Origin of the sequence: Streptomyces sp. Je 1-332 (assembly GCF_040730185.1) — a bacterium.
GTDB lineage: Bacteria > Actinomycetota > Actinomycetes > Streptomycetales > Streptomycetaceae > Streptomyces.
Genome location: NZ_CP160402.1, coordinates 4,851,727 through 4,864,197, shown reverse-complemented (window position 1 = coordinate 4,864,197; position 12,471 = coordinate 4,851,727). Strand labels below are relative to the sequence as shown.

Here is a 12,471-nt window from a genome sequence, read left to right as displayed (position 1 = left end):
GCCCGGAGGGACTTCGTTGGTCCCGATGTCCGTGCCAGCCAGGGGCGGGCACGGAAAAACCACGCGTGGCTCCGCTGGAGCGATGAGGCGCACACCTCGTGTGCGCCGTGGGACCTCGCTCCAGAGACGTGACCGGACGGCAGGGGACAGCAGCCCGGTCACCCAGGGAACGGTCGGCTTCGGGGACGCCCGAAGCCGACCGGCCTCGACCGGCCTCCCCAGCCGGTCACCTCTCCCAACGGTCGCCTCTCCCAACCGTCCCCCGGTCCCCAGGTCCCTCAGCTTTTCGGCTCCTCCGTCCCCGCACGAAAGACCCGGCTGTCCCCATCCGTCTGGATCATGCCGAACTGGTTGCGCGGGTCACGGCGCATCCAGCACGATGCGTGACAGGACAGGCGCGCGCACAGCGCCGCACAACTCCATTGCCATTGGTCGAGACCACCCGTGCGCCCCTCGTGCGCCGGGTAGGCCACCGGCGCCCCTCAAGCCCGCGGCGCACTCCCCCCGGCGCCGCTCCGTGGCACCGACGCTGCCCTGACGTCGGTGCTGACGGCCAAGGGCCCCGCGGATCCGTCCCGCGGGGCCCTTCGCTCTGCCGCCGCCACCCCGCTCCGGGCTGCTCCGGGCTGCTCCGGGCGTTGCGTTGCTACTTCTCTCCGGCCTGCCCTGCCAGCTTCGCGAGCTGGGCCTCGACGATCGCGTCGGCCACCTTCGGGTCACCCGTCTTCGCGTCACGCAGCTTCTCCGGCAGTCCGGAGGCCCCGCCCTCCTCGTCGGCGCGGGCCGACTCCGGGTCGAAGACGTTCGAGGCGCGGAAAGCGACCAGCGTCGAGCCGCTGCGTACGACCGTGACGCGATCCCGGTGCAGGAACTTCCCGGTCCGGCTCGCGAGCTTGTATGAAACCGCCTCGTCGCCGTCGACCGGCCCGGGCTGCGGCCTGACACCGATGTACCGACGGCCGCCGTCCCCGAACGTGGCGCACTTCTTCGACTTCGTCGCCCCACGCAGGGTGTCCATGGTGTTCTCGGCGTCGGCCTTGCCGTAAGCAAGCAGCACGACCTCGGTCGTCGTGGTGTCCGCGACGTCGGTGCTGCTCAGCGTGCGGCTGACGTGCGCCTTCGACTTCGCCGGGGCGGCAGCCGTGAGCATCTCGGCCAGTGGGCGGCACTCGGTCGGGTTCACGCGTCCCATCGACGGCCGCGCCTTGTCCTTGGCCTGTCCTGAGGCCTGTCCCGAGGCCTGTCCTGTGGCCTCTCCGGGACCGGCCTCGATCTTGTACTTCTTCACGTCACCCGAGGCGAGCGCCGCCTTCTCCAGCTTCGCCACGGCAGAGGTCGCCTCCGCTCGCGCGGGCTTCTCGTCCTTGCCGTCACCGTCGCCGCCGCTACCGCTGCACGCCGCCGTGAGGCCGAGCACCGCCACGGTCGAGACAGCCACCACGCCACGCGACACAGCTGACTTCACGTTTCCGCTCCCCCAATTTCGTACGCACCGTTTCGTACGCATCGTGCGGAGTCACCCGCACCCCTTCTACGACGGAAGATCGTTACGAGCGGTTCCCGCACCCACGCCCCGCCCAACAAGGCCCCCGACCCGGCCCGCCCAAGTTCCCGCTACTGCCAGATCCAGAAGCGGAACGGGCTCAGGAAAACGATCGCCAGCGCCATGCCGCCCACCACGATCACCACGCTCCACACCCGGCGCCTGCGCTCCGACCGCGCGTCGCGCCCCGGCCCGGTCGGCGCCGCGCGCCACTCGTCGGGCCGCCACGCCCCGGCGGTTCCCTCCCCCCGCGCCGCCCTGCGCTTCCTGCGCCGGCGGCCCAGCGCACGGGAGTCAGCGGCCTGTTGGCGCGCCGCCTCCTCGTCGAGGCGCCGCAGCCGTTCGGCCACCATGCGCGCCCGTGCGGACGGTTCCTTCGGCGCCGACGTACGGATGTCGCGCAGACTGTCGCGCTCGAACCGTTCCCACACGTCGTCCGGTATCTCCCCCGGCATCTCGTCCCGTATCTCATCCGGCTCCGCCACGCCGCCCCCTCCTGATGCCCCTCGCTCCCCGGCGGATCGCCGTCGAGCGGAGGAATTTCTACGGCACCCGGCAACGCACGCACAAGCCGTGTGATCCAAACCACATAAGAATTCTGTGAGTTCGAGGACAACCATTCACAGGGGACGCAGGTCATGCATGCGTAACAACGGCCACACCCGCGACCCCACCGCGGAGGCCTCCACCTCCGTGTCACCCACCAGGTGATACGCCGGACTCCCTGAGGTCTTCATGAAGCTTCGCCGTGTCATGGCCGCCGCGGCCGCGACCGCTGCCATAGCCCCGATCGCGCTGCTTTCGGCTCCCGCCGCCTTCGCGACCGAGGACACCACGCCGGCCCCGAGCGCGACGGCCACCGAGTCGGCCACGCCCAGTGCGACGGCCACCCCGACCGACACGCCGTCCCAGTCGGCGACGCCGACCCCGTCGGCCACCGAGTCGACCACCGCATCGCCGACCGCGTCGGCCACCGAGACGGGCAAGCCCGAAGACCCCTCCGAGTCCGAAGAGCCGACCGACGAGCCCACCGTGGAGCCCACGGACTGCCCGGTCGACGAGGACGGCGAGGACGCCGACTCGAAGCTGAAGATGGGGCTCTCGGGTCTGCCCGGCAAGATCGTCGCGGGCAGCGGCTGGCACCAGTTCAAGCTGACCGCTTCGAACCCGACCGACGAGGACCTCGGCGAGGTCCAGTGGCTCGCCGCCGTGGACAACTTCACGGAGAGCGAGGACGAGAAGGACTGGCTCGCCAACTACGCGCAGATCCAGTACTTCAACCCCGACACCAAGGCCTGGGAATCCATCGCGGACGAGGTCTCGGGCGGCCTCTACTTCGGCACCACCGAGCTGGGTGCCAAGGAGAAGGTCGACATCAAGCTGCGTCTCAACGTCAGCGCCAAGGCCCCGGCCGGCGACGGCTACGCGCTCGGCCTCGGCGGCTACCTCGACTCCGAGCAGAACTGCGTGCACAACGCGTTCGCGTTCTACGAGTTCACGGTCCTGAAGGCCGGCAGCGAGAACGAGAACCCGGGCGAGGCCGACGAGAACACGGGCGGCAAGACGCCCAACGGTGGCAAGACGCCCATCGGCGGCGCCAAGGAGATCGCGGTCACCGGCAACCTCGCCGAGACCGGCTCCAGCTCCATGCTGCCGACCATCGGCCTCGTCGGCGGTGCCGCCGTCATCGCCGGTGCGGGCGCGGTCTTCGTCGTCCGTCGCAAGAAGACCGACGCCACCGCGTAACCACGCCGGTAGGCAGCTGGGCCGCTACGCCGGAAACGGCACCTCAAGCACGCGAAAGGACCTGCGCTCGGAGGGGGGCGCAGGTCCTTTCGCGTATCCGGCCGCTATGGCCGCCCCGGCTACTTCTTCGCCGGCATCGCGGGCATCCCCAGGAACGGGAGCCTCAGCGCGCCGAACGCGTCCGCCGGTACCGCCGGGGACTTCGGTTCGACGGCGGCGAGACGCACGTACGCGGAACCTTGTGCGGGACGCGTGTCCTCGGCGCCCTTGTTGGGCCAGAACGACATCGCGCGCTCGGCCTGTGCGGTGATCGTCAGGGACGGGTTCACGCCCAGGTTCGCCGTGATCGCGGCGCCGTCGACGACCGAGATGCCGGGGTGGCCGTAGAGGCGGTGGTAGGGGTCGATGACCCCGGTGTCCGCGCTGTCGCCGATCGGGCAGCCGCCCAGGAAGTGCGCGGTCAGCGGTGTGCCCATCAGCTCGCCCACGTTCGAACCCGCGAAGCCGTTGATCTCCTTGGCGAGCAGCGTCGCGGCCTCGGTGGCCTCGGGGATCTGCGTCGGGTTGGGCGCACCGTGACCCTGCCGGGCGGTCAGCAGGCCCTTGCCGATGCCCTTCTCCTTGCGGTACGTGGTCAGGGAGTTGTCGAGCGTCTGCATGACCAGGCCGATGATGGTCCGCTCCGACCAGCGCCGGTTGGAGAGCGAACGGACCGTCAGCCAGGGGTGCTTGGCGACATTGCCGAGCCATCCGGCGACCCGCGCCTTGCCGCCCTTGATGCTGTACGGAACTTGCAGGACCGTAAGGCCGCCCATGGCGTTGGACTTCTTGCCGTAGCGGACCGGCTCGATGTGCGTGGTGGCGTTCGGGTGGATCGACGAGGTGATCGCGACGCCCTTGGTGAAGTCCACCTTCTCGGCGCCGTGCTGCTTGCGGTAGCGGCGGTCGGTGGTCTGGGAGCCCACCAGCGCCTCGGAGTTGGTGCGGGTCAGCGCGCCGAGCCGCCCCGAGATGCGCGGCAGCAGACCGGTGTCCTTCATGCGGTGCAGAAGCGTCTGCGTGCCGTAGGTGCCCGCCGCGACGACGACGTGCCGGGCCGTGAACGTGCGCCCGTTGCCCTTGCGCTTGGCGTCGGTCGGCAGGGTGGCGACGGCGTACCCGCCCCGCGAGTCCTCGGTGACGGTGACGACCGACGTCATCGGGTGGATGACGGCGCCGGCCTTCTCCGCCAGGTAGAGGTAGTTCTCGTTGAGGGTGTTCTTCGCGCCGTGCCGACAGCCCGTCATGCACTCGCCGCATTCGCTGCAGGCCCTGCGGGAGGGGCCCGCTCCCCCGAAGTAGGGGTCGGGAACTTCCTCGCCCGGCTTGGCCGTTGTAGTACCCGAGGCGTCGTGCTCGTCTCCGAAGAAGACGCCGACCGGCGCCATGTGGAAGCTGTCGCCCACTCCCATGGCCTGGGCGGTCGCCTTCAGGTGGATGTCGGACGGAGTCGTGGTCGGGTTGAGCCTCACCCCGAGCATGCGCTTGGCCTGCTCGTAGTAGGGGGCGAGCTCGTTCTGCCAGTCCGTGATGTCCTTCCACTGCGGGTCGTTGAAGAACGGCGCGGGGGGTACGTAGAGCGTGTTCGCGTAGTTCAGCGAACCTCCGCCGACGCCCGCCCCCGCCAGCACCATCACGTTGCCGAGCAGGTGGATGCGCTGGATGCCGTAGAGGCCGAGCGCCGGTGCCCAGAGGTAGTTCTTGAGGTCCCAGGAGTTCTTCGGGAGCGACTCACGGGTGAAGCGGCGCCCCGCTTCGAGCACGCCGACGCGGTAGCCCTTCTCCGTCAGACGCAGGGCGGAGACGGAACCGCCGAAGCCCGATCCGACGACGAGGACGTCGTAGTCGTACGACGCGTCGCCGCCCCCGCCGTCCCCTCCGACCCCGCCGACCCCGCCGTGCCTACCCGCCTCACCGTCCGCCTGTTCCTGGACAGAGCTCTCCTGTGACATTGACTCTCCTCGTTGAGAACTAACGCACTAGCGAAGCCGCAGGGACTTCATGACCTTCAGGCTCAGGCTCATGAACGCCGCGTACTTCTCGTCGTCCATGCCGAAGGACGGCGCGAGCGGCATCAGCCGCTGGTGGGCGACGGTCTGCGCCTCGGTGAACTTCAGGATGCCCTCGGAGCCGTGCCTGCGGCCGAGGCCCGAGTCCTTCATGCCGCCCATCGGTGACTGCACGCTGCCGTAGGCCGGCGCGAAGCCCTCGTTCACGTTGACCGTGCCGGTGCGCAGCCGGGCGGCGATCTTGCGTCCGCGGCTGCCGTCCTTCGTCCAGACCGAGGAATTCAGTCCGTACGACGTGGAGTTGGCGAGGTCGACGGCTTCGTTCTCGTCGGTGAAGCGGTAGATGGAGACGACCGGGCCGAAGGTCTCCTCGCCGCACACGGCCATCGGGGACTCGACGCCGTCCAGAATCGTCGGCTCGTAGAAGAAGGGGCCGATGTCGGGCCGTGCCACGCCGCCCGCGATCAGCGTGGCGCCCTTGGCGACCGCCTCGTCGACGTGCCGCTTGGTGGTCTCCAGCTGCCGCTCGCCGACCAGCGAGCCCATCTCCGCGCCGTACGCGAGGGAGTGGCCGAGCCGCATCGCCTTCGTGCGCGTGGCGAAGCGCTCCACGAACTCGTCGGCGATCGACTCATGCACGTACAGCCGCTCGATGGAGATGCACAGCTGGCCCGCGGAGGAGAAGCAGGCGCGCACGGCGCCCGCGGCGGCCTTGTCGATGTCGGCGTCGTGGAGCACCAGCATGGCGTTCTTGCCGCCCAGTTCGAGCGAGACGCCGACGAGGCGGCCCGCAGCGCCCTGCGCGACCTCGCGGCCGGTGCGGGTGGAGCCGGTGAAGGAGACGTAGTCGGCGTGCTTGACGATCTCGGGGCCGACGACGGGTCCGTCACCGATGACGACCTGGAAGACCTCGGCGGGCAGCCCGGCCTCGATGATCAGGTCACGCGCCCACAGGGCGGTCAGGCAGGTCTCCGTGTCGGGCTTCATCACCAGCGCGTTGCCCGCGACGAGTGCGGGAAGGGCGTCGCCGATGGACAGCTCGAAGGGGTAGTTCCAGGGCGCGATCTGGCCGACCACACCGCGCGGCTGGCGGTTCTCGGTGACCTTCGTGAGGGTCGGTACGACGCCGGTGTGCCGCTTGGGGTTCAGGTACGCGGGGGCCTTGCGGCCGTAGTGCCGGGCGGCGACGGCGACGGCCTGCAGCTCCTCGTGCGCGTGCAGCCGGGCCTTGCCGGTCTCCAGCTGGATGAGGTCGAGGACCTCGGCCTGGCGCTGCAGGACGAGGTCGTGGAAGCGGAGCAGGACCGCGGCGCGGTGGCGGACGGGGGTGCGCTCCCAGGCGATCTGGGCGACCCGGGCGCGCTCGAAGGCGGTGGCCACGTCGTCGGGGGTGGACTCGGGCAGGTCGGCCAGCTTCTCGCCGGTGAACGGCATGTGGTTGGCGGTCCGGCCCGAACCGATCACATCTCGGGTGAGCTGCGCGATGAGCTCGGGAGTCACCACGTCGGCGGCGGTGCGCGCGCCTTCGGGAGCGGTGGCTATCGGGTTCGTTCCGAGGGGCACTGCGATGGCCTGCGAGTCCGTCATGGTGGTGAGCGTAGGCCCAGGTCAGGGTTTTGGGTACCCGTCGGTAATCCACTTTCACCGGGCGGACACATGGTGCCAGCGTTCACTGGCGGTAAAGGGCCTGATCAGGGGGTTAGTGGGAGTTGATCAAGAGGGGACGCGAAAATTCACGCGTCCCCGTCGCCGACCGCCGTGGGTCAGAGCTTGTCGATCTCCAGATTCGCGATGGCGGTCCTTGCGACCTCACGGCCCCGCTCGGTGAAGTCACCCTTGCCGGGATAGTCGATCCACAGCCGGTACATGTTCCCGGACTCGGTCCGGTAGTAGAAGATCTTGGCCTCGTGCGGCTGCTCGGACTCCGAGTCGGTGTACTTGACCGTGTTCTCGGCCGCGTCCCGCTCCTTGTACGTGCTGTCCTTCGTCGTTCCGTCGGGGACGGGATCGCCGGCCATGCTGCTGAACTTGGACTCGCCGCTCGCCTTGAAGTCCTCCATGTCCGCGTACGCCTGGGAGGCGGCCGACCCGAGGATCTCCTTGGTGGTGTCCTGCTTCTCCGTGAGATCGAGCGTGATGAAGACGGCCCCGCTGGGATCGGTGTATCTGATCCAGGTCTTGTCCGAGTCGACGTCCTCCGGCTTGCTCTCCACGTAGTGCTGCGGCGCGGAGACGGTGGCGGCGACCACCTTCGCCTCGTGGTCCTTCCAGCCCTCCGCCTCCGACCCCGCGAAGGGGTTCACGGCGATCAGGACGCCCGCCGCCACGGCCGCGACGACCACCCCCGCGATGACGGCCAGCGCCTTGCGGCTGACGAAGACGCCCTTGCCGCCGCCTGCGTCACCGGCGACCGTGACGACCCGCGTCGGCGCGGGCTCCGGCGGCTTCGCCGCTTCCTCCAGGAGGGCGCGGACCTGCGCGGCACGCGGGCGCCGGGCCGGGTCCTTGGCCAGGAGGCCGTTGATCGCCTGCGCGAGCGGACCCGAGGCCGATGCGGGCGCCGCGGGCGTCGCGTTCAGGACGGACTGCAGCGTCGCGGGAGTGTTGTTGCGCCGGAACGGCGACACGCCCTCCGTGGCGGCGTAGAGGACCACGCCGAGCGACCAGAGGTCCGAAGCCGGGCCGGGGCGCTGGCCCAACACCCTCTCCGGGGCGATGAATTCGGGCGAGCCGACGAAGCCGCCCGTGTCCGTCAGGTTCGTCTCGCCCTCGATCTGGGCGATGCCGAAGTCGGTGAGGACGACGCGGTCGTGCTGCCCCAGCATCACGTTGTCCGGCTTGACGTCACGGTGCAGGATGCCCGCCTGGTGGGCCGCGTCCAGGGCGCCGAGCACCTCGAGACCGATGCGGGCGGCGTCACGGGCGCCCAGGGTGCCCTCCTGGAGCGCGGCGCCGAGCGAGCGGCCCTGGACCAGCTCCATGACGATCCACGGCTGGCCGTCCTCCACCGCCACGTCGTGGACGTTGACCACGGCGGGGTGGTCGAGGCGGGCCGCGGCGCGCGCCTCTCGGCGCATCCGTTCGAAGACGTTGGCGCGCTCACGCTCGGGCAGGTGGTCGGGGATGCGGGGTTCCTTGACGGCGACCTCGCGGTCCACCGTCTCGTCCTTCGCGCGCCAGACCGTGCCCATGCCGCCGTGGCCGAGCTTGGACAGCAGGCGGTAGCGGCCCGCGATCAGGCGCCCCGCACCCGGGTCCGGCTCGGACGGCTGATTCGGCACCACCTGGGTGGGCTGGGCGTAGGGCGACGGGGGCGGCGTCGGCGCGCCGGGCTGCTGCGGGCCGGAGGCGTTCGGCTGCTGCGGGCCGGGAGCGCCGGGCTGCTGCGGGCCGGCCGGGTGCTGCGCGGTCGGCTGGTACGGCTGTGGCTGTGGCGGCTGCAGTCCGTAACTGGTCGGTTCGTACGGACCGTAGGAGGCTCCCCCGTCATTACTCATGCACACATCAGTACCTTGCCGACGGCCCCCGTTCCACCAGGGTCACTGACTTGTGACCGGGGTGATGCGCCGAGGGGAACTTCACCGGCGTACGAACGAGTCGACCGCCGTGTCGAAGTACCGCCGGCCCTCCTCCGCCCTGCCGACCGGCGCCGAGACCCACACGTCGAACATCCGGCCGCCCTCCTCCCAGCACAGGTCGTACGTGTGCCGGTCGCCCTCCGCGGCCGTGAAGCCGTCCCAGCTGAACTGCCACAGGGCCGCGGGCCTCCCGTTGTGCGAGGTCTCCGTGACCTCGCCGTCCCGGTAACCCGGGTTGTTCTCCGGCCCCTTGGCGTCGGAGCGGCGCTGCACGGCGAGCGGGCCGCCCGGCTCCGGGGCCGACTCCTTGATGCCGATGCGGAACGTACCGCCCGCCGACTTGTAGAAGGTGCGGGGCCCTTCCACCTCGCGCGTGAAGCCCTCGGGCACGGCGAGCGTGAAGCCGCGGGGGTCCTTCGTCACGCGGTAGCCATCCGGGGCTTCGGGAGTGGAGGGCTTGGGGGTGCGGGAGCCACGGGTGACCGTCACCGTCGGGGTCGGCGAGGGGCTCACCGTGTTCGTCGCCGCGGACTGCGTGGCCGTGGCCGTCGGTTCACCGCCGTCACCGCCACCGTCCCTGCTCGTCAGGAGCGCGGCGGACACCCCGGCCCCGGCCACCGCGGCCACCAGCGCGGCGGCGAGCAGCATGGCCCGGCGGCGGCGACGGGAAGGACCCGCGGGCTGCGCGGGCGGGCGCGTGGGCAGGTCACGGTAGGTGGGCGTGTAGCCGCCGAGCCGCCCGCCCGGCAGCGCGGAGGGCTGGCCGCCGGCCCGGCCCGCGGGCGTCGACGGCATCCGCCCCGTCTCGACGTACGTCCGCAGCAGCCGCTCGGCGTCCTGCGCGCCGAGCCGTCGGTCCGGGTCGCGTTCGAGGAGCCCGAGGATGACGGGCAGCAGCGGGGCGGCAGCGGGCGGCGGGCGGATCTCGTCGAAGACGACGGCATGCAGCACACCGCTGATCGAGTCCCGGCGGAAGGGCGACTCACCGGTCATCGCCGTGACGAGCAGCGCGCCGAGCGACCAGAGATCGGACTCGGGCCCCGTACGCTCACCCGACATCCGCTCGGGCGCGGTGTATTCGGGCGAGCCCACGAACGACCCGATCTCCGTGAGCGTCGTCGCCCCGCTGACCTGCGCGATCCCGAAGTCGGTGAGGACGACCCTGCCGGTCGCCTCCTCCATGAGGACGTTCGCGGGTTTGATGTCCCGGTGCAGGACCCCGGCTCCATGCGCGACGCGCAACGCGCCCAGCAGGGCGATGCCCATGCGGGCGACCTCCCGCGCGCTCATCGGACCCGTCCGCGCGATCCGCCCGGCCAGCGAACCGCCCTCGATCAACTCCATGACGATGTACGGGTGGTCGCTCTGCACGACGACGTCGTGGACGACGATGATGTGCGGATGTCTGAGCTGCGCCGCCGCCCGCGCCTCGCGCAGGGTCCGTTCGCGCTGCTGCGCCGCGTCGGATTCGGAGAGCGTGTCGTCGAGGGCGAGTTCCTTGACGGCTACCCGGCGGCCGAGGAACTGATCCGTGGCCTGCCAGACCACGCCCATGCCACCCCTGCCGAGCCGCGCGTCCAGGCGGTAACGGCCAGCTATGACCCGGGCGTTGTCCCCCACGCTCCCCATGCGGCCATCATGCCCCACAGGTGTGCGGACGGACCCTGTCGGCCTGTGGGGCGGACCGGTTCCGGCCGCTTGTCCCGACCGTCCCGGCCGCGGGCGAGCACGTTCAGCGCTCCCGCCAGCCCCGGAGCATCGCGTCGAACTGCTGGCGCGCCGTGTTCCAGTCCTCCGCGGGGGACGACATGTAGATCACGTACTCGACGCCGTCAAGGCTGAGATACGACTGCTCGATCGCGCGCCGTGGGCCCGCGGTCGTGTCGTTCGCGCCGGCCGTCCAGCTGAACTCCCACAGCGCGCCCGGCCGGTCGCGGAAGGTGTTCTGGTCGAGCTGCAGCCGCTTGTAGCGGGGCAGCTTGACGCTGAGGTTCTTCTCCAGGTCGAGCTGGTGCGTGTAGGGGCTCTCCCACGTGGAGTCGCGGTCGATCGCGATACGTACGAAGTGACGTCCGTGGTCGGGCGTGTAGTCGATCTGGCTGCCGTCGGCCTCGCGCTCCCAGCCCTTGGGCAGCATCATGCTGAAGCCCTCGGCGTCCTTCACCCGGTGCCAGTCCTTGGGGATGCCGCCGACGGTCTCGCCCTGCTCCTCGTCGCTGGACTGCCGCGCACCGCCGTCGTCGCCGTCCGCGTAGTGCAGGTAGCCCGCGGTTCCGCCGCCGAGCAGCAGGACCGCCGCCACGGCCGCGACGATCGCGGACCGCTTGCGGCGCTTCGGGGGGTTGAGGGCGGGGCCGGCGTGGGGGTGGGTGTGAGCGTGGGACGGGGGCTGGTGGGTGCCCTGGACGACGGTGCCGGAGGAGACGGAGGAACCGGCGGTGTTCCCGCTCCCGTTCCCGGTGACCACGGTGCCGGGCTCCGAGGAATGGTGGCCGAACGGCGGAGTGTGGGCCTGCTGCTGGGTGCGTGGCTGCCCGTACGGCTGCGGCTGTGACTGCTGATGGGGCTGGGGCTGCGGCTGGGGCTGATGGGACGTGGCGTGGATCTGCGTCGGCACGTAAGCCTGCGCCGAGTTCGGCCTGCGCCCCTCGGCCGCCTCGGCGAGCATCAGCTCGGCGACCTCCGCGGTCGGCCGGGTCTCCGGGTCCTTGCGCAGGAGCGCGCTGATGACAGGGGCGAGCACCCCCGCGTACTCGGCCGGCGCGGGCTCCTCCGTGACCACGGCCTGCATGGTGCCCAGCGGCGACGTGCGCCGGAACGGGGAGTTCCCCTCGACCGCCGTGTACAGCGTGGCGCCGAGCGCCCACAGGTCGGACGCGGGGCCGGGGTTGGCGCCGCTGACCCGCTCGGGCGCCAGATAGTCGACGGAGCCGACGACCTCGCCGGTCCGCGTGATCGTCGAGTCCCCCTCGATCGCGGCGATCCCGAAGTCGGTGAGCAGGATGCGCCGGTCATCGGCCAGGAGTACGTTGCCGGGCTTGACGTCGCGGTGCAGGACCCCGGCGGCGTGCGCGGCGCGCAGTGCCTTCAGCGTCCAGAGGCCAATGCGGGCGGCCTCGACGGGGTCGATGCGGCCCCGCTCCTTGACGGCGTCGGCGAGCGAGCGGCCCTCGACCAGCTCCATCACGATCCAGGGACGGTCGTCGTACTCCAGGACGTCGTGGACGGTGACGACGGCGGGGTGGTTGATCCGGGCGGCGGCCCGCGCCTCGGCGTGCGTACGGGCGAAGAGGATCGCGCGGTCGGCCTCCGCCACGAACTGCGCGGCCGTCAGTTCCTTGACGGCGACGGTCCGGTGCAGCACCTCGTCCTGTGCGCGCCACACCCGGCCCATGCCACCGCGGCCGATGGACTCTCCGAGCCGGTAGCGGCCCGCGAGGAGCAGGCCCTGCATCTGATTCACGTTCCCCCGCATTGGTTCTGACATGGCCCAGATTAGGGAGCGGTCGGCGAACGGGGAACCTCCGGGGGTGCTCGGAGACCTCACTGTGACGCG

At 70.9% G+C, this 12,471-nt stretch carries 8 protein-coding genes; 1 reads left to right on the top strand and 7 read right to left on the bottom strand.

The window, feature by feature from the left end:
* Positions 1–646: 646 nt before the first annotated feature.
* Both ABXJ52_RS22185 and ABXJ52_RS22180 read right to left on the bottom strand, forming a co-directional pair.
* Complete coding sequence (locus ABXJ52_RS22185) at positions 647–1,465, bottom strand: hypothetical protein (protein WP_367044363.1); 819 nt, start codon at positions 1,463–1,465, stop codon at positions 647–649.
* Between the two features lie 149 nt (positions 1,466–1,614).
* Positions 1,615–2,028: a hypothetical protein gene (locus ABXJ52_RS22180; RefSeq protein WP_367044362.1), complete on the bottom strand. Its 414-nt coding sequence runs from the start codon at positions 2,026–2,028 to the stop codon at positions 1,615–1,617.
* A gap of 250 nt (positions 2,029–2,278) precedes the next feature.
* Between ABXJ52_RS22180 and ABXJ52_RS22175 the strand changes: the two genes are divergently transcribed.
* Positions 2,279–3,289 carry an LAETG motif-containing sortase-dependent surface protein gene (locus ABXJ52_RS22175; protein WP_367044361.1) on the top strand — a complete coding sequence of 337 codons (1,011 nt, stop codon included), beginning with the start codon at positions 2,279–2,281 and terminating at the stop codon, positions 3,287–3,289.
* A gap of 119 nt (positions 3,290–3,408) precedes the next feature.
* On the opposite strand, the gene ABXJ52_RS22170 is transcribed toward ABXJ52_RS22175, so the two are convergent.
* The 5 genes from ABXJ52_RS22170 to ABXJ52_RS22150 all read right to left on the bottom strand — a co-directional run bounded on the left by ABXJ52_RS22170 (position 3,409) and on the right by ABXJ52_RS22150 (position 12,369).
* Entirely contained in the window at positions 3,409–5,280 is a 1,872-nt protein-coding gene (locus ABXJ52_RS22170; protein WP_367044359.1) for a GMC family oxidoreductase, read from the bottom strand.
* Between the two features lie 27 nt (positions 5,281–5,307).
* Positions 5,308–6,924 carry a succinic semialdehyde dehydrogenase gene (locus ABXJ52_RS22165; protein WP_367044358.1) on the bottom strand — a complete coding sequence of 539 codons (1,617 nt, stop codon included), beginning with the start codon at positions 6,922–6,924 and terminating at the stop codon, positions 5,308–5,310.
* Between the two features lie 176 nt (positions 6,925–7,100).
* On the bottom strand, positions 7,101–8,834 hold the full coding sequence (locus ABXJ52_RS22160; protein ID WP_367044356.1) for a serine/threonine-protein kinase: 1,734 nt from the start codon (positions 8,832–8,834) through the stop codon (positions 7,101–7,103).
* Positions 8,835–8,915: 81 nt separating this feature from the next.
* Positions 8,916–10,544 (bottom strand): serine/threonine-protein kinase, encoded by a 1,629-nt coding sequence (locus ABXJ52_RS22155; protein WP_367044355.1) that lies wholly within the window; start codon positions 10,542–10,544, stop codon positions 8,916–8,918.
* Positions 10,545–10,647: 103 nt separating this feature from the next.
* Entirely contained in the window at positions 10,648–12,369 is a 1,722-nt protein-coding gene (locus tag ABXJ52_RS22150; RefSeq protein ID WP_367049181.1) for a serine/threonine-protein kinase, read from the bottom strand.
* Positions 12,370–12,471: the final 102 nt, after the last annotated feature.